The 17528-nt window shown below is 71.4% G+C and carries 16 protein-coding genes and 1 riboswitch; of the genes, 3 read left to right on the top strand and 13 right to left on the bottom strand.

Annotated features, from left to right (window positions below; translation table 11 throughout):
* Positions 1-11: 11 nt before the first annotated feature.
* The 6 genes from IE118_RS19695 to nagB all read right to left on the bottom strand — a co-directional run bounded on the left by IE118_RS19695 (position 12) and on the right by nagB (position 7588).
* Positions 12-1025, bottom strand: a complete 1014-nt coding sequence (locus IE118_RS19695) for a ribonucleotide-diphosphate reductase subunit beta (RefSeq protein ID WP_189559277.1) — start codon at positions 1023-1025, stop codon at positions 12-14.
* On the bottom strand, positions 1025-3385 hold the full coding sequence (locus tag IE118_RS19690; RefSeq protein WP_189559276.1) for a ribonucleoside-diphosphate reductase subunit alpha: 2361 nt from the start codon (positions 3383-3385) through the stop codon (positions 1025-1027). The genes IE118_RS19695 and IE118_RS19690 overlap by 1 nt, the downstream gene beginning before the upstream one ends.
* 124 nt (positions 3386-3509) lie before the next feature.
* Positions 3510-3680, bottom strand: a riboswitch (cobalamin riboswitch).
* Positions 3681-3784: 104 nt separating this feature from the next.
* Complete coding sequence (gene mctP / locus IE118_RS19685; RefSeq protein ID WP_189559275.1) at positions 3785-5413, bottom strand: monocarboxylate uptake permease MctP; 1629 nt, start codon at positions 5411-5413, stop codon at positions 3785-3787.
* Positions 5410-5676, bottom strand: coding sequence for a DUF3311 domain-containing protein (locus tag IE118_RS19680; RefSeq protein WP_189559274.1), 267 nt, complete (start codon positions 5674-5676; stop codon positions 5410-5412). The genes mctP and IE118_RS19680 overlap by 4 nt, the downstream gene beginning before the upstream one ends.
* Before the next feature lie 204 nt (positions 5677-5880).
* Complete coding sequence (locus IE118_RS19675) at positions 5881-6645, bottom strand: GntR family transcriptional regulator (RefSeq protein ID WP_189559273.1); 765 nt, start codon at positions 6643-6645, stop codon at positions 5881-5883.
* A 157-nt stretch (positions 6646-6802) separates the two neighbouring features.
* Positions 6803-7588 (bottom strand): glucosamine-6-phosphate deaminase, encoded by a 786-nt coding sequence (gene nagB, locus IE118_RS19670; RefSeq protein ID WP_189559272.1) that lies wholly within the window; start codon positions 7586-7588, stop codon positions 6803-6805.
* Positions 7589-8128: 540 nt separating this feature from the next.
* On the opposite strand from nagB, the gene IE118_RS19665 reads away from it, so the two are divergent.
* Positions 8129-9595 (top strand): sensor histidine kinase, encoded by a 1467-nt coding sequence (locus IE118_RS19665; RefSeq protein ID WP_189559422.1) that lies wholly within the window; start codon positions 8129-8131, stop codon positions 9593-9595.
* A 175-nt stretch (positions 9596-9770) separates the two neighbouring features.
* Here IE118_RS19665 and IE118_RS19660 read toward each other — a convergent pair whose 3' ends face one another.
* Both IE118_RS19660 and IE118_RS19655 read right to left on the bottom strand, forming a co-directional pair.
* Complete coding sequence (locus IE118_RS19660; protein WP_030219886.1) at positions 9771-10028, bottom strand: WhiB family transcriptional regulator; 258 nt, start codon at positions 10026-10028, stop codon at positions 9771-9773.
* A gap of 318 nt (positions 10029-10346) precedes the next feature.
* Complete coding sequence (locus IE118_RS19655; RefSeq protein WP_189559271.1) at positions 10347-11315, bottom strand: diacylglycerol/lipid kinase family protein; 969 nt, start codon at positions 11313-11315, stop codon at positions 10347-10349.
* A gap of 117 nt (positions 11316-11432) precedes the next feature.
* Here IE118_RS19655 and IE118_RS19650 point away from each other — a divergent pair, with 117 nt between their 5' ends.
* Positions 11433-11906 (top strand): hypothetical protein, encoded by a 474-nt coding sequence (locus IE118_RS19650; protein ID WP_189559270.1) that lies wholly within the window; start codon positions 11433-11435, stop codon positions 11904-11906.
* 75 nt (positions 11907-11981) lie between these two features.
* On the opposite strand, the gene IE118_RS19645 is transcribed toward IE118_RS19650, so the two are convergent.
* The 3 genes from IE118_RS19645 to IE118_RS19635 all read right to left on the bottom strand — a co-directional run bounded on the left by IE118_RS19645 (position 11982) and on the right by IE118_RS19635 (position 14060).
* On the bottom strand, positions 11982-13112 hold the full coding sequence (locus IE118_RS19645) for an RNA polymerase sigma factor SigF (protein WP_189559421.1): 1131 nt from the start codon (positions 13110-13112) through the stop codon (positions 11982-11984).
* Positions 13113-13129: 17 nt separating this feature from the next.
* The gene (locus tag IE118_RS19640) at positions 13130-13543 is read right to left on the bottom strand and encodes an ATP-binding protein (protein ID WP_004925829.1); all 414 of its coding nucleotides are present in this window, start codon (positions 13541-13543) and stop codon (positions 13130-13132) included.
* A 256-nt stretch (positions 13544-13799) separates the two neighbouring features.
* Positions 13800-14060: a UBP-type zinc finger domain-containing protein gene (locus IE118_RS19635; RefSeq protein WP_189559269.1), complete on the bottom strand. Its 261-nt coding sequence runs from the start codon at positions 14058-14060 to the stop codon at positions 13800-13802.
* A 60-nt stretch (positions 14061-14120) separates the two neighbouring features.
* Here IE118_RS19635 and IE118_RS19630 point away from each other — a divergent pair, with 60 nt between their 5' ends.
* Complete coding sequence (locus IE118_RS19630; RefSeq protein ID WP_189559268.1) at positions 14121-15713, top strand: Na+/H+ antiporter; 1593 nt, start codon at positions 14121-14123, stop codon at positions 15711-15713.
* 55 nt (positions 15714-15768) lie between these two features.
* Here IE118_RS19630 and IE118_RS19625 read toward each other — a convergent pair whose 3' ends face one another.
* Together IE118_RS19625 and IE118_RS19620 are read right to left on the bottom strand one after the other, a co-directional pair.
* Positions 15769-16734, bottom strand: a complete 966-nt coding sequence (locus IE118_RS19625) for a 1-aminocyclopropane-1-carboxylate deaminase/D-cysteine desulfhydrase (RefSeq protein ID WP_189559267.1) — start codon at positions 16732-16734, stop codon at positions 15769-15771.
* Positions 16735-16876: 142 nt separating this feature from the next.
* Positions 16877-17467: an N-acetylmuramoyl-L-alanine amidase gene (locus IE118_RS19620; protein WP_189559266.1), complete on the bottom strand. Its 591-nt coding sequence runs from the start codon at positions 17465-17467 to the stop codon at positions 16877-16879.
* Positions 17468-17528 lie beyond the last annotated feature (61 nt).

Genomic DNA, 17528 nt, shown 5'->3' with positions numbered 1-17528 from the left:
GGGAGCACTCCCTAGAAGTCCTCGTCCAGGTCGACCGTGCCCTCCACGGCGACCTGGTACGCGGACGGGCGCCGCTCGAAGAAGTTCGTCAGCTCCTGGACGCCCTGGAGCTCCATGAAGGAGAACGGGTTCTCCGATCCGTACACCGGCGCGAAGCCCAGCCGCACCAGCCGCTGGTCCGCCACGCACTCCAGGTACTGCCGCATCGACTCGGTGTTCATCCCCGGCAGCCCGTCGCCGCACAGGTCGCGCGCGAACTGGAGCTCCGCCTCGACCGCCTCGCGCAGCATGTCGGTCACCTGCTGCCCGAGTTCCTCGTCGAAGAGTTCCGGCTCCTCCTTGCGCACGGTGTCGACCACGTCGAAGGCGAACGACATGTGCATCGTCTCGTCCCGGAAGACCCAGTTGGTGCCGGTCGCCAGACCGTGCAGCAGGCCCCGGCCGCGGAACCAGTAGACGTAGGCGAAGGCGCCGTAGAAGAACAGGCCCTCGATGCACGCGGCGAAGCAGATCAGGTTCAGCAGGAACCGGCGCCGGTCGGCCCGGGTCTCCAGCCGGTCGAGCTTCTCCACCGAGTCCATCCACCGGAAGCAGAACTCGGCCTTCTCCCGGATGGAGGGGATGTTCTCCACGGCCGCGAAGGCCGCCGCCCGGTCGTCCGGATCGGGCAGGTAGGTGTCCAGCAGGGTCAGGTAGAACTGGACGTGCACCGCCTCCTCGAACAGCTGCCGCGACAGGTACAGCCGTGCTTCCGGGGAGTTGATGTGCTTGTACAGCGTCAGCACCAGGTTGTTCGCCACGATCGAGTCACCGGTGGCGAAGAAGGCGACCAGCCGGCCGATGAGGTGCTGCTCCTCGGGGCTGAGCTTCGCCAGGTCGGCGACGTCCGAGTGGAGGTCGACCTCCTCGACGTGCCAGGTGTTCTTGATGGCGTCCCGGTAGCGCTCGTAGAAGTCGGGGTAGCGCATGGGGCGCAGCGTCAGCTCGAAGCCCGGGTCGAGCAGGTTCTTGGTCGTGCTGGTCATCACTGGCAGGCCTCGCAGGACTCGGGGTTTTCCAGGGAGCAGGCGACGGCCTCGGGGTCGGCCGCCTGCTGGACGGGGACGGTGGTGCGGGCCGCGGCGCGGGCGATCCGGGTCGCCGGGCGGGAACGCAGGTAGTACGTGGTCTTCAGGCCCTGCTTCCAGGCGTAGGCGTACATCGAGGAGAGCTTGCCGATGGTCGGCGTCTCCAGGAACAGGTTGAGCGACTGCGCCTGGTCCAGGTACGGGGTGCGGGCGGCGGCCATGTCGATCAGACCGCGCTGCGGGATCTCCCACGCCGTGCGGTACAGCCGGCGAACCTCCTCGGGGATCCACGCGAAGTCCTGCACCGAGCCGCCGGCCTCGCGCAGCGCCTCACGGGAGCGCGCGTCCCACACGCCGAGCCGCTTGAGGTCGTCCACCAGGTACGAGTTGACCTGGAGGAACTCCCCGGACAGCGTCTCGCGCTTGAACAGGTTGGACACCTGCGGCTCGATGCACTCGTACACGCCCGCGATCGACGCGATGGTGGCGGTGGGGGCGATCGCCAGCAGCAGCGAGTTGCGCATCCCGGTGGCCGCGATCCGCGTCCGCAGCGCCGCCCAGCGCTCCGGCCAGGCCGGCTCGACGCCGTAGTGGTCGGGGTGCAGCACACCCCGGGCGGTGCGGGTCTTCTCCCACGCGGGCAGCGCGCCGTGGCGCTCGGCCAGGTCGGCGGAGGTCTCGTACGCGGCGAGCATGATCCGCTCGGCGATCCGCGTGGACAGCGCCTTCGCCTCGGGGGAGTCGAAGGGCAGCCGCAGCCGGAAGAAGACGTCCTGCAGGCCCATGGCGCCGAGGCCGACGGGGCGCCACCTGGCGTTGGAGCGGCCCGCCTGCTCGGTCGGGTAGAAGTTGATGTCGACGACCCGGTCGAGGAACGTCACGGCCGTGCGCACGGTCTCGTCGAGCCGCTCCCAGTCGATGTCCCCGTCCGCCACGAAGGCGCCGAGGTTGACCGACCCCAGGTTGCAGACCGCGGTCTCCCCGTCGTCGGTGACCTCCAGGATCTCCGTGCACAGGTTCGAGGAGTGGATGACGTGGCCCGGTTCGGCTGTCTGGTTGGCCGTGCGGTTGGCGGTGTCCTTGAAGGTCATCCAGCCGTTGCCGGTCTGCGCGAGGGTGCGCATCATGCGGCCGTACAGCTCGCGCGCCGGCAGGGTCCTGCGCGCCAGGCCCTTCGCCTCGGCGGCCCGGTAGGCCGCGTCGAACTCCTCGCCCCACAGGTCGACCAGTTCCGGCACGTCCGCCGGGGAGAACAGCGACCAGGGGCCGTCGGCGTCCACCCGGCGCATGAACTCGTCCGGCACCCAGTGCGCGAGGTTCAGGTTGTGCGTACGGCGGGCGTCCTCACCGGTGTTGTCGCGCAGCTCCAGGAACTCCTCGATGTCCAGGTGCCAGGTCTCCAGGTAGACCGCCGCCGCGCCCTTGCGCCGCCCGCCCTGGTTCACCGCGGCGACGGAGGCGTCCAGCGTCTTCAGGAACGGGACGATGCCGTTGGAGTGGCCGTTGGTGCCGCGGATCAGTGAACCCCGGGCGCGGATGCGGGAGTAGGACAGGCCGATGCCGCCGGCGTGCTTCGAGAGCCGGGCGACCTGGTGGTAGCGGTCGTAGATCGAGTCCAGCTCGTCCCTGGGGGAGTCGAGGAGGTAGCAGGACGACATCTGCGGGTGCCGGGTCCCCGAGTTGAACAGCGTGGGGGAGGAGGGCAGGTAGTCCAGGCGGCTCATCAGGCCGTAGAGCGCCGCGACCTCGTCCAGCGAGCGGGCGCCGTCGTCCTCGGCGAGACCGCAGGCGACGCGCAGCAGGAAGTGCTGGGGCGTCTCGACGACCTTGCGGGTGACGGGGTGCCGCAGCAGGTAGCGGCTGTAGAGGGTGCGCAGGCCGAAGTAGCCGAAGCGGTCGTCGGCGAGGGGGTCGACCAGCGCGTCGAGCCGGTCGGCGTGCCGTACGGCGAACGCGGCGGTCCGGTCGGCGATCAGGCCCTCCCGGTGTCCGGTCGCGACCGATCCGGTGAAGGTGGTGACGCCCTGCGAGGCGGCCTCGGCGCGGATGCCGATGGTGAGCAGCCGGGCGGCGAGCCGGGAGTAGGCGGGGTCCTCGGAGATGAGCCCGGCCGCCGCCTCGGTGGCCAGGTCCCGCAGCTCCGCCTCGTCGGCGGCCGCGGACCGGCCGCGCAGCGCGGCGGCGGCGACCCGGCCGGGGTCGGCGTCGGGCAGGTCGGCGGTCAGCTCCGTCAGGGTCCGCAGCAGCGCGGCACCGGGGCCCTCGCTCTCCCGGGTCACGTCGATCGCTGAAGCCGGATCGGCTGGCGCGATGGTCACGTGGGGCTCTCCCTCGCTCGGCACGGGGGCCTCGAAGAGCGCAGGGGGCAGCACACGAGCGCACGGGGCGTCGCGTCCACCGGCCCATTCCGCGAGGCCCGGACGTCAGGGCACCCGGACCGGACGGCCGGGCGCACTGTCGGCAGGTCCTCGGACTGACTCCCCGCACGCCACGACGTGGGCGCGCATGGGTACACCGTTGCGGGACAGTTCCGGATTCACACCGGATTCCCCTGCGGCGACAGCGAGCATGAGCATACATCTTGTGCCGGGTGCCGCCAGCAACCCCATATGTTGTGTCGTGCTGGTGTCAGAGCGTCAGCTCGCGGGCGCCCCGCGTGAGGTCCCGGTACGGCGACGGGCCGCCGGACGGCATCCGGCGGCCCGCAGCCCGCGGCGCTAGTGCGCGCTGCCCGCCGTGGCCGGCGGGAGCTTCGCGTCGACGCCGGGATCGCCCGCGTCCGCCGTGTAGTCCTCCGGACTGGTCCGGTCCACGCCCTCGGGCGCCTTGCAGGCCCGCATGACGAAGGTCAGCACGACCGTCACCACGAGGTTGAGCACGAAGGCCGTGAGACCGATGTAGCCGATCTCGCCGATGCCCGGGATCTCCTTCGCGGACCCGCCGAAGTGCTTCTGCGTCGGCGAGGCCACCCCGTACGCGGCGACCGTGCCGTAGACCATGCCGACCGCCCAGCCGCCGATCAGTGCCCAGCGGTGGAACCAGCGGGTGAACAGGCCGCCCACCAGCGCCGGGAAGGTCTGCAGGATCCAGATGCCGCCCAGCAGCTGGAAGTTGATGGCGACCGTCTTGTCCATGGTCAGGACGAAGGCCAGCGCGCCCACCTTCACCAGCAGCGAGACGATCTTGGAGACCTTGGTCTCCTGCTTCGGCGTCGCGTCCGGCTTGATGAAGTCCTTGTAGATGTTGCGGGTGAACAGGTTCGCCGCCGCGATCGACATGATCGCCGCCGGTACCAGCGCCCCGATGCCGATCGCCGCGAAGGCCACGCCCGCGAACCACGCCGGGAACATGTTCTCGAACAGCTGCGGGATCGCCAGCTGGCCGTTCTGCACCTTGACGCCCGCCGCGATCGCCATGAAGCCGAGCAGCGCCAGCAGGCCCAGCATCAGTGAGTACAGCGGCAGGATCGTGGTGTTGCGGCGGATCACCTCACGGCTGCGCGAGGACAGCGTCGCCGTGATCGAGTGCGGGTACATGAACAGCGCGAGCGCCGAACCCAGCGCCAGCGTGGCGTACGTCCACTGGCCCGCCTCGGAAGGCACCAGCGAACCGCGCGGCGCGCCCGTGGCCGGGTTGGTCTCGCTGTACGCCTCCCGCGCCGAGGCGAAGATCTCGTCGAAGCCGCCCAGCTTGACCGGGATGTAGATGATCGCCACCGCGATCACCACGTAGATCAGCGTGTCCTTCACGAACGCGATGAGCGCGGGGGCCCGCAGGCCCGACGAGTAGGTGTACGCGGCGAGCACACCGAAGGCGATCAGCAGCGGGAGGTCCTTGACGAACCAGTTGGTGTCCTCGCCGCCGCCGACGCCCATCACGTCCAGCACGGCCTGGATGCCGACCAGCTGGAGCGCGATGTAGGGCATCGTCGCCAGGATGCCGGTGACCGCGACGGCCAGCGACAGCCCCTTCGAGCCGAACCGGCCGTGCACGAAGTCGGACGTCGTCACGTAGCCGTGCTTGTGCGACACCGACCACAGACGGGGCAGGAAGGTGAAGATCAGCGGGTACACCAGGATCGTGTACGGCACGGCGAAGAAGCCGGCCGCGCCCGCCGCGTAGATCGCCGCCGGCACGGCGACGAAGGTGTACGCCGTGTACAGGTCGCCGCCGAGCAGGAACCAGGTGACCCAGGTGCCGAACGAGCGCCCGCCCAGGCCCCATTCGTCCAGGGTGTGCTCGTTGGCCGCCTTGCGCCAGCGCGCGGCCAGGAAGCCCATCGCGGTGACGAGTACGAAGAAGAAGATGAAGACGGCGAGTGCCACGCCGTTCACGCCGTCGTTCACCGCGGGTCACCGCCCTTCGCGGCCGAGCGGGCGCGCTGGTCACGCTGCCAGAGCTTGTACGCGACCATCGTGAGCAGGGTGGAGATCAGCACCCACAGCATCTGGTACCAGTAGAAGAACGGGATGCCGATCACGACGGGGTCGGTCTTCGCGTACGAACCGACCCACAGCATGGCCACGAACGGTGCGGCGAGACAGAGGGCGATGACGACGCGCACGGGCGTCACCACCGGCCCTTCCTTGGTTTCCGGGGCTTGTGACATCAGACGGTTTCCGTCCCCTCACTGATCACCGACGGTAAGGCGCTCGGAAATCTAGGTGAGGGCGCGGCGCGGCCGTAACCCCTCGCCGGCACAGCGGTACCCAGGCGCGGCCCAACCGAGAGGCAACAGCAACGAAAACCTTGTCAACCACCCGTTTCACAGCGGTTTGGGAGGCCGGGCGGTGACGTGGAGGTCACGCCGGGGTCACTCCTGGGGGCGCTTCAGGCGCGCGACGAACTTGTACCGGTCGCCCCGGTACACCGACCGCACCCACTCCACCGGCTGTCCGTCCCGGTCCCGTGAGTGCCGGGACAGCATCAGCATCGGCAGGCCCACGTCGGTGCCGAGCAGTCCGGCCTCGCGCGGGGTGGCCAGGGACGTCTCGATCGTCTCCTCGGCCTCCGCGAGATGGACGTCGTACACCTCGGCGAGAGCGGTGTAGAGGGAGGTGTACTTGGTCAGGCTGCGGCGCAGCGCGGGGAAGCGCTTGGCGCTGAGGTGGGTGGTCTCGATGGCCATCGGCTCGCCGTTGGCCATGCGCAGCCGCTCGATGCGCAGCACCCGCCCGCCGGCCGTGATGTCGAGCAGCCCGGCGAGCCGGTCGTCGGCGGTGATGTAGCCGAGGTCCAGGAGCTGCGAGGTGGGCTCCAGCCCCTGGGCGCGCATGTCCTCGGTGTACGAGGTGAGCTGGAGCGCCTGGGAGACCTTGGGCTTGGCGACGAAGGTGCCCTTGCCCTGGATGCGTTCCAGCCGCCCCTCGACCACCAGCTCCTGGAGCGCCTGGCGCACGGTGGTGCGCGAGGTGTCGAACTCCGCCGCCAGCGTGCGCTCGGGCGGCACCGGCGTACCCGGCGCGGCCGTCTCGGTCATGTCGAGCAGGTGCTTCTTCAGCCGGTAGTACTTGGGCACACGCGCCGTACGGACCGTGGTCCCGCCCTCGTTCTCCGCACTGCTGACGTCGGTGCTCATGCTCTGCCTTCCCGGCTCCGGGTGCCGAAGCGACCGACATCCCCATCGGCCGCGGCTGACATCGTGGCACGGCTCAGGCCGGGGGTGCGCCCCGCACGCTCCGTGATCCCCTTTGTATACCCCTGGGACGAGGGCTGGTCCAGACCACGGCCGGGGGTCAGATCCCCTGCCAGTCCGGCTTGTTGGCGTAGGTGTGGCGGAAGTAGTCGGCGAGTTTCAGCTTGGAGGCGGCGGCCTCGTCGACGACCACCGTGGCGTGCGGGTGCAGCTGGAGGGCGGAGGCCGGGCACACCGCGGCGACCGGACCCTCGACGGTGGCGGCGACCGCGTCCGCCTTGCCCTCGCCGGTGGCCAGCAGGACCAGGTGGCGGGCCTCCAGGATGGTGCCGATGCCCTGGGTGATGACGTGGTGGGGGACCTGGGCGATGTCGCCGTCGAAGAAGCGGGCGTTGTCCCGCAGCGTCTGCTCGGTGAGCGTCTTGATGCGGGTGCGCGAGGCGAGCGAGGAGCACGGCTCGTTGAACCCGATGTGCCCGTCCGTGCCGATGCCGAGCAGCTGGAGGTCCACACCGCCGGCCGCGGCCAGCTCCCTGTCGTACGCCTCGCACGCCGCCTGCACGTCCCCGGCCGTGCCGTCGGGCCCCATGAAGGCGTCCATGCCGATGCCGAGCGGCTCCAGCACCTGGCGCCGGAGCACCGAGCGGTAGGACTCGGGGTGGTCGGCGGGCAGTCCCACGTACTCGTCGAGCTGCGCGACCCGAGCCCGGGAGGTGTCCACGGCGCCGGCCTCCACCTTGGCCGTCAGGGCCCGGTAGACGGGCAGCGGCGTCGAGCCGGTGGCGACGCCGAGCAGGGCGCCGGGCTTGCGCCGCAGGAGCTGTGCCATGGCCTCGGCGATGAGCTCGCCGCCCGCCTCGGCGTCCGCAACGATGACAACTTCCACGGTGGGCCTGCCGATCTTCAGAAGGACTCGACTGGGACGGGTCCCGACGAGCGGGACCAGGTGGTTTAGACCAATCTCAATCTAGCAGAGAGGCGTGGCCCGGGACCTGTTCCCCGCCCCGGGCGGGCGCGGCCGGGGGCGCGGACCGCCCGCCGGAAATTGCCCCGGCCGTCCGGCCCGCGGAGGTGGCCCTTCGGGATAGGCTGGATGGCGGACGCGTCTGCGTCCGGGCGGAGCGGCGCCCGACAGCAAAGAACGGTGTTCCACGCATTTACAGGGACAGTGGTCTAGTCCACAATGCGTAGCGGAACACAGTGAGCCTGCCTTCCCCGCACAGGAAGGCGGAACGAGGACCCGGAGCTCTCTGCCCTGACTGCCCCGGCTCCTCATCCACGGCCGACCGGGACCGCACACCCCGCCGGCCGGAATTGCTCCGGGCTGCGGTGCCGGGAGGGTTGAGGGTCCCTCTCAGGCGCCGCGGCCCGCGGGTGTTCTCAGGGCCCGCGCCGCCCCCCGGGTACGCTCGCTGACGTGCCCTCCATGAACGAACTCGTACGCCAGCACACCGCCCTCGACGACACCGACCTCGAGTGGCTCCATCTGCTGGTCTCGGAGTGGCAGCTGCTCTCCGACCTCTCCTTCGCGGACCTGGTGCTGTGGGTCCCCACGCGCGACGGCACCCGCTACGTCTCGGTCGCGCAGATGCGGCCCAACACCGGGCCGACCTCCTACCAGGACGACATGGTCGGTCATCTCGTCCCGCGCGGCCGCCGGCCCATGCTGGACGCGGCCCTGGACGAGGGCCGGATCGTGCGCGAGGGCGACCCGGAGTGGCGCGAGGAGGTCCCCGTACGGGTCGAGTCCATCCCCGTACGCCGCGAGGGCCGCGTCCTCGGCGTGATCGCGCGCAACACCAACCTGCTCACCGTGCGCACCCCGAGCCGGCTGGAGCTCACCTACCTGCAGAGCGCCTCCGACCTCGCGCAGATGATCGCGGCCGGCGCCTTCCCGTTCGCGAACCAGCAGCTGGAGATGGACGCCTCGCCGCGCGTCGGCGACGGACTGATCCGGCTGGACGCCGACGGCATCGTCCAGTACGCCTCGCCGAACGCCCTGTCCGCCTTCCACCGGATGGGGCTCGCCGCCGACCTGGTGGGCCATCACCTCGGCACCACCACCGCCGAACTGGCGCCCTCCCGGGGCCCGGTGGACGAAGCCCTGGCCAAGGTCGCCAGCGGCTGGGCGCCGCGCGAGTTCGAGATCGAGGCGAACGACGGGGTGATCCAGTTCCGGGCGATCCCGCTCAAGCCCAAGGGCACCCGCATCGGGTCGCTGGTGCTGCTCCGCGACGTCACCGAACTTCGCCGCCGCGAACGCGAGTTGATCACCAAGGACGCGACCATCCGGGAGATCCACCACCGGGTGAAGAACAACCTCCAGACGGTGGCGGCACTGCTGCGCCTCCAGGCCCGCCGCATCGGGTCCGAGCGCGGCCGAGCGGCGCTGGAGGAGGCCGTGCGCCGGGTGGGTTCCATCGCGATCGTCCACGAGACGCTGTCCCAGAACCTGGACGAGCGGGTGGAGTTCGACGAGATCGCCGACCGGGTGCTCGCGATGGTCGCCGAGATCTCCCCGGGCAAGGTCAGCGGCCGCCGCTCGGGCCGCTTCGGGATACTCGACGCCGAGGTCGCCACCCCGCTGTCGATGGTGCTGACCGAGGTGCTGCAGAACGCCCTGGAGCACGGCTTCACCGAGGGGGAGACCGGCACCGTCGAGGTGTCCGCGGTCCGCGGCGGCACCACGAAGGAGGCCCGCCTGCTGGTCACCGTGCAGGACGACGGGGTGGGACTGCCCGAGGGCTTCGACCCGCACACCGCCGGAAACCTCGGCCTGCAGATCGTACGGACGCTGGTGGAGGGCGAGTTGGGCGGCACCTTCGACATGGTGCCGGCCCCGGAGCGGGGGACCAGGGTGATCCTGGACATCCCCGTGCAGTCGGACAAGTAGCGGGTACGGCAAAAAGCCCCGGACCGGGAAGCGGTCCGGGGCTGATGCTCGTTTCTTCGGTGTTCCTCCTGCTCGAGCTGTTTCGAGCACTCGGGGAACTACGCGCTGCGGCTCGGGGGCGGGAGATGCGTACGCGGTGTACGCGCCGCCAAGCTCAGGCTGTCGGCAGGGGGTGTCAGGCGGAGGCCTGACGGGCCCGGTTGCGGGCGGCGCGGCGCTTCATCGCACGACGCTCGTCCTCGCTGAGACCACCCCAGACGCCGGAGTCCTGACCGGACTCGAGCGCCCACTGGAGGCAGCTCTCGATCACCGGGCAGCGACGGCAGACGGCCTTGGCTTCCTCGATCTGCAGCAGCGCGGGACCGGTGTTGCCGATGGGGAAGAAGAGCTCGGGGTCTTCCTCGCGGCAAACGGCGTTGTGACGCCAGTCCATGGCTGCTACCTCTCCTTGGTATAACTGCATGTGCTTGTGAATGTGAACGCTTTCACGAATCCCCCAACAAGTGAAGGGCCGACCGCCAGGTTCGCTGGCGTGGTCCTTGGTTTGTGAAGAGGGGTTCCGGTGATCTGTGGAGGCCGATCCTGCGGGCCGTCCCGATCGCCAAGAAGAGACTCGCAAACCTCAGCGGCGGATACAACCCCTTCCGGAAAGTTTTTTTTGATTCTTCGGTGTCGACTAGGTCACAGCCGTACTTCCATGGGGTGGAGCCTGGCCTAAACGTTCGAGTGAAAGGACTTTCGCCCTTTCTGCTCACACAATCACACGCAGTGCACGGCGTACGCCTGTGAACGTCACGCTGGTGCGCAGCCCCAGGTGGTCACCGTCCATCTGCAGGGGCAGTGGCACCTTCGAATGCAAGGTGAAGCGGGTCAGATCGTGCCGGGACAGAGCATGCTTGCCGTGGGGGCCGCGCTCCGGGGACGAAGTGAGCAACTGCGTGCCATACCGGGCAACGGCGGTGGTGGACATCCGGCTCAGACCGAAGAGATCGAGGCCCGTATCGAACGAGGCCTTAGGTGACGCGTAGATCGGGCGATTGCCGAGAAACGTCCACGGCGAGGTGTTCGAGACTATGGAGAGCACGAGATCGCGGACGGGTTCCTCGCCCGGATGCTCCAGGGTGATCACTCCGCGCCGGCGGTGCGGGTCGCCGAGGAGCTGACGGACGACCTGGCGCATGTACAGCGCGTGCGTGGACTTCCTGCCGCGCTCCCGCTGCTGCTCCACCCGGCCGACGACACCCGCGTCGAAACCCAGCCCCGCGTTGAAGGTGAACCAGCGGCCCGGCACGGCCTCGTCCTCCGTGCCCGGGGTGCCCGAGGTCAGCCCCAGGCCCACGGTCCGCTCCCGCCCCTCGCGCAGGGCGTCCAGCAGGACGCCGGTGGCCTCCACCGGCTGGTTCGGCAGGCCCAGGGCGCGGGCGAAGACGTTGGTCGAGCCGCCGGGGACCACCGCGAGACCGGGCAGGTGCTCCGGGTCGGGGCCCGCGTGCAGCAGGCCGTTGACGACCTCGTTGACCGTGCCGTCGCCGCCGAGAGCGACCACCAGGTCGATGTCGTCGCTCTGCGCGGCCTGCCGGCCCAGGTCGCGCGCGTGCCCGCGGTACTCGGTGGTGATCGCGTCCAGCTTCATCTCGCTGGCGAGGGCGTGGATCAGCACATCGCGCGTGCGCGCACTTGTGGTGGTTGCCGCCGGATTGACCACGAGGAGAGCACGCATGACGTGCAGGGTACCTACTGAGCGGTACCCGGGCCCAGGCCGAGGCCCCGGCGAGCGGGGAACGGGGGCGTGAACCGCACCACGGAAGGCAACCGCGGCGAGGGCTACCCTTCAGGGGTGAGCAGTGAGCAGACCCCCACCACCACCGCCCCGGACCACACCGGTCCCCGCCCGCGCCGTCTGACGTGCGCCGCGGCACTGGCCGCCCTGGAAGGGGCCGCCCTGGTGGCCGTCGGGGTGTGGATGGCGGTGCTGGCCCTCACCGGCGAACCGGACGACCGGCAGCAGGCCGTCACCGGCGGAGTGACGCTGATCGCGCTCGCGCTGCTCCCGCTGATCGCCGCCCGGGGGCTGATCGCCCGGCGGAGCTGGAGCCGGGGCCCCGCCGTCATCACGCAGCTCATCGCGCTTCCCGTGGCCTACAACCTGCTGGTGTCCGACGGGGTGGCCATCCCCGCGGGGATCGCGCTCGCCCTCGTGGCGGTCACCACGCTGGTGCTGCTGGTCAACCCCGAGACGACGCGGGCCCTCGGCATCCGGGGGCCCGGCAACGCGGGGGACGGGGGCCCGGACCGGCGCAGCGGGTCCTGACCCGCGAGGAGTCTCCCCGGGCACCCCGCCGGAGCACGCGGGGACGGGCCCGCGAGTCCCGGGAGCGGTGCCGGGTCACTCCTCCACGAGCAGCTTCTCCCGCAGCTGGGCCAGCGTGCGGGCCAGCAGCCGGGAGACGTGCATCTGCGAGATGCCGACCTCCTGCGCGATCTGCGACTGGGTCATGTTGCCGAAGAAGCGCAGCAGCAGGATCCGCTTCTCGCGCGGCGGCAGGTCCTCCAGGAGCGGCTTGAGCGACTCCCGGTACTCCACGCCCTCCAGCGCCTCGTCCTCGGCGCCGAGGGTGTCGGCCACCGCCGGGGACTCGTCGTCGGTGTCGGGGACGTCCAGGGACAGCGTCGAGTACGCGTTCGCGGACTCCAGGCCCTCCAGGACCTCCTCCTCGGAGATGGCCAGCCTCTCGGCCAGCTCGTGCACCGTGGGGGAGCGGCCGTGCAGCTGGGACAGCTCCGCCGTGGCCGTGGTGAGCGCCAGCCGCAGCTCCTGGAGCCGGCGCGGCACCCGCACCGCCCAGCCCTTGTCGCGGAAGTGCCGCTTGATCTCGCCCACGACCGTCGGCGTGGCGTACGTCGAGAACTCCACGCCCCGGTCCGGGTCGAAGCGGTCGACCGACTTGATCAGCCCGATGGTGGCGACCTGGGTCAGGTCGTCCAGCGGCTCACCGCGGTTGCGGAAGCGGCGCGCGAGATGCTCGACGAGCGGCAGGTGCATGCGCACCAGCCGGTTGCGCAGCTCCGCGTACTCGGGAGTGCCGTCCTGCAGCGTGCGCAGCTCGAGGAAGAGCGCGCGCGCCCCGCTGCGGTCCTGCGGGTTGTGATGTGCGTGCCCGCCGTGGCTGCCCGGCGCGCCCGGTGTGCTCCGCGTGCCCTGGGGACCGGGCGCCCGCGGCGCCTCGTCCTCGGAGTGTCGCTCGTGCTCGCTCATCGCCTGGCCCGTCGCCCTTCCCCGAGCGCTCGCCTCGTCCCCCGCCGCGGGCTCCGCCCGCGCGGGAGCGCCCCCGTCGCCCCGGCCCGCGCCCGCCGCGGGCGTGTTCCGCGCGGCACCGCCGGGCTGCCCGCCGCCCGGGGGGACGGTCTCCGTGGAGTCGTCCTCCGGATGCGGCCGGGCCTGCTCGGGGATGCCGTCGATGCCGTCCGGCACACGCTCGGCCGGCAGCTCCCTTGTGCCGCGTTCGTCGCCCCGCACCGGCCCGTCCTCGCTCCTCACGCCGGCCCGGGTCCCGCGCCGCGCTGTTTGTAGAGGCTGATCGACACGGTCTTGTCCTCGTCGACGGCCGACGACACCTTGCCCGCGAGCGCGGACAGGACCGTCCAGGCGAAGGTGTCCCGCGACGGAGCGTGACCGTCCGTGGTCGGCGCCGAGACGGTCACCTCGAGCGAGTCGTCGACGAGCCGGAAGACACAGCTGAGCACCGAGCCCGGCACGGCCTGCTGCAGCAGGATCGCGCAGGCCTCGTCGACCGCGATGCGCAGGTCCTCGATCTCGTCGAGGGTGAAGTCCAAACGGGCCGCCAGGCCGGCCGTGGCCGTACGCAGCACCGACAGGTAGGCCCCCGCGGCCGGCAGCCGGACTTCCACGAAGTCCTGGGTCGCGGGCTCGCCTGCGATCTGGGACACCCTCACCTCCAAGGTGGTACAAGCGTTTCAGGGCCGGTTCGCCCCCGGGTAACGCGCTACGTGGTACAGCGGTGACGCTATCGCGCTCCCAGCGGTCCTGTCCCGGGACCCCGGCCCACATGCTGTCACTCATAGTAAAACTACGGATACGCTCCGTGGCTAGGGGTCTGCGGCTCCCAAATAGGAAGAGCGCGCGCCGCATTGACGTACCCAGACGCCAGACGGTCGAACCGTCCGGCACCCCGGTCGCCTCCGGTCACAGCAGTACGTGGTCGACGAAGCACCAGCGCCAGTCCTCGCCGGGTTCGTGGGTCCGCATCACCGGGTGGCCGGTTCTGAGGTGGTGCTCGGTGGCGTGCCGGTGCGGCGAGGAGTCGCAGCAGCCGACGTGCCCGCAGGTCAGGCAGAGCCGCAACTGCACCGGGTCGGTGCCGTCCCGCAGACACTCCGGGCATGTCTCGCCGAGCGGGACGGGTTCCGGGTCCGGCAGCGCGTCGGCGTGCGTGCACTGTTTCATGATGGCCACAGTACGACGGGCGCGCGGGGCACCGCGCCGGAAAACGAGGGCGGCCGGATCATGGATGTGATGCCCCTGCTGTTGCTGGTGGCGGGCAGTGCGGCGGTCGCCGCGGCGGCCCGGCGCACCCCGGTGCCGGCACCGCTGCTGCTGGTCGCGGCCGGCCTGGCGGTCAGCTACCTGCCCGGGGTGCCCGACTACGCGCTGGACCCGCACGTCGTCCTGCCGCTGATCCTTCCGCCGCTGCTCTACACGGCGGCCACCGAGAGCTCCTACCTGGACCTGCGGGCCCAGCTGCGGCCGGTGGCGCTGCTGTCGGTGGGGTACGTGCTGTTCGCGACCTTCGCCGTGGGCTGGGTCCTGTACCTGCTCGTGCCGGCGCTGCCGCTCACGGCCGCCCTGGTGTTCGGCGCGGTGGTGGCCCCGCCGGACGCGGTGGCGGCGACGGCGGTGGCGCGCCGGGTCGGTCTGCCCTCACGCATCACCACCATCCTCCAGGGCGAGTCCCTGCTGAACGACGCCACCGCGATCACCGCGTTCCGGGTGGCGCTGGCGGCCGCGGTCGGCGAGGGCGCGACCTGGGCCGGCGGGATCGCGGAGTTCCTGATCGCCGCGGTCGGCGGTGTGGTCTGCGGGCTGGTGCTGATGGCCCCGCTGCACTGGCTGCGCACCCACGTGCGGGAACCGCTGCTGCAGAACACCCTGTCCCTGCTCATCCCGTTCGTCGCCTACGCCGCCGCCGAGCAGGTGCACGCCTCGGGCGTCGTCGCGGTGGTGGTCGTCGCCCTCTACCTGGGGCACCGCGCCTGGGAGGTCGACTTCGCCACCCGCCTTCAGGAGGAGGCGGTGTGGAAGATGGTCGCGTTCGTCCTGGAGTCCGCCGTGTTCGCCCTCATCGGACTGCAACTACCCGTCGTGGTCGGGGGGCTCGGCGAGCACGAGGGCTTCGCCTCCGCCTGGTACGCGCTGGTCGTCTTCGTGGTCGTGGTCGTCGTGCGGTTCCTGTGGGTGTACCCGGCGACCTGGCTGCCGCCGATGCTGTCGGCGCGCATCCGGGAGCGCGAGGGGAGGCCCGGCTGGAAGAGCCCGTTCGTGGTGGCGTGGGCCGGCATGCGGGGCGTGGTCTCGCTGGCCATCGCCTTCTCGATCCCCGTCACCGCCGCGGGCGAGGACTTCCCGCACCGCAACCTGCTGCTCTTCCTGACCTTCACCACCGTCATCGGCACCCTGGTCGTGCAGGGCCTGACGCTGCCCCCGCTGATCCGCGTGCTGAAGCTGCCCCGGCGCGACGAGCGGACCGCGACCCTGGCGGAGGCCAACGCCCAGGCGCAGGCCTCCCGGGTCGCCGAGCAACGGCTCGACGAACTCCTCGCCGACGAGCGCAACGCCCTGCCGGAACCGCTCGCCGACCGGCTGCGCAACGTCCTCGAACGCCGCCGCAACGCCGTCTGGGAACGCCTCGGGCAGGTCAACCCGGTCACCGGTGAGTCGGTGGACGACACCTACCGGCGGCTGGCGCGGGAGATGATCAGCGCCGAGCGCGAGGTGTTCGTCAGGCTGCGCGACGGCCGGTACATCGACGACGAGATGCTCCGGACCCTGCTGCGCCGCCTGGACCTGGAGGAGGCGGCCGCCCACCGCGAGACGACCTGACCGCCCGCCGCGGGTCGGCCGCCGGGCCGCCGGGCCGCCGGGCGGCCGGTGGCCCTCAGGGAGCGGGGTCGGGTGTCCGCCGTGCCGGGCCGCCGGCGTGGGGTTCCGGGAACGGGCGCCCGGTGATCACCGCCGCGACCGCGCTCCCGCGCGCGAACGCCCCCTCCTCCGCGAGGGCGACAAGGGCACGAAGCAACTTGGCGACATAGACGCGCTCCACGGGCACTCCGTGACGCTGTTCGAAGTCCCTGGCGAACGCCTCGAGTTCCGGCGTCGTACGTGCGTAGCCGCCGAAGTGGAAGCGCTCCTCCAGGCTCCAGTGGCCGCGCGGGCCGCCGAACGCCGCGGTCTGCAGTTCCCGTATCGCGTCGGTCAGGAAGCCGCCCCTGAGGACGGGGACGCCGAGCACGCGCACGCCGTCGCCGGTCCCGGCGGCCAGTCCCGCGAGGGTTCCGCCGGTGCCGCAGGCGACCGCGGCCACGTCCGCGTGGCCGGCCAGCTCCGCGCCGAGCGCCCGGCAGCCGCGCACGGCGGCGGAGTTGCTGCCGCCCTCGGGCACGACGTAGGCGTCCTCGGCGTCCGCCGCGCGCAGGACGGCGGCGAGGGTCTCGGGCTCGTTCTTGCGGCGGTACACCGAGCGGTCGACGAAGTGCAGCCGCATGCCGTCGGCCGCGCACCGGGCGAGCGACGGGTTGAGCGGGCGGCCGGCGAGTTCCTCGCCGCGCACCACGCCGACCGTGGGCAGCCCGAGCAGCCGGCCGGCGGCGGCCGTGGCCCGCAGGTGGTTGGAGTACGCGCCGCCGAAGGTGAGCACGGTCCGCCCGGCGGCCCGGCGCAGGTTCGGCGCGAGCTTGCGCCACTTGTTGCCGATCAGCTCGGGATGGATCAGGTCGTCGCGCTTCAGCAGGAGCCGTACCCCGTGCCGCTCGAACCGTCCGTCCGGGACCTCGCACAGCGGTGAGGGCAGCCGCGGTCCCAGCTCCGCGGGGGAGCCGGTGCCGGGATCGTCGGAGCTGGTCACGGGGACATTGTCGCCCGGGGGCTCCCCGCGCGGCAGCCGGCCCCGCGGCCCGGGAGGCCGCGGCCGCCCCGTCCCCGCGGCCGGTGCGGGAGTCCGCCCGCACCGGCCGGAGGGTCGCGGGGTGCGCGGGAGCGCCCGTGCCTCACTTCAGGCGGTCGCCGATGCGGTTCCTCATCGACGTCATCGTGAATCCCCGCGGGTCCACCTTGCCCGGCTGCCACTCCAGGTGCCCGATGACGGACCGCTCGTTCCAGCCGTGGTAGCGGCACACCGCGGCCGCCGCCTTCTCGATCGCCTCCAACTGGGCCGCCGGCCAGGGATCCTTTCCGTCGCCGAGGTTCTCGCACTCGAAGCCGTAGAAGTGCCGGTTGCCGTCGGTGTTCGCCTCGTTGTCCGCCGGCAGCCGCCTCTCGGCGATCACCGCGCGCAGCACGTCGTCGTCACCGAGCCCCGCGTGGTTCGCTCTGCCGTAGCCGACCAGGTGGACCCGGCCGTCCTTGGTGATGACGCCGTGGCAGAGCGGACCGGGCAGGCCCGAATAACCCTTGCGGCACAGCTCCACCGTCTTGGCGCTGCCCTTGGTGACCGTGTGGTGGATCATCACGCCGTGCACCGGACCCCACGGGCCCTTGTGGTTGCGGTGGTGATCGCGCCAGTCGCCGACCTCGACGACCGTGAGCCCTTCCGCCTTCAGAGCGCGCAGGAACGCGCTCGCGGACATGGGTGGGGCCATGACCGCCCTCCTTCGTGCCGGGCGGCAGCCGCCGTGCGCGACCGCCTGGTACAGGCCCTAT

The sequence above is a fragment of the Streptomyces pilosus genome (assembly GCF_014649835.1).
Taxonomy (GTDB): Bacteria; Actinomycetota; Actinomycetes; order Streptomycetales; family Streptomycetaceae; genus Streptomyces; species Streptomyces pilosus.
This window is presented reverse-complemented; position numbering and strand designations above follow the sequence as displayed.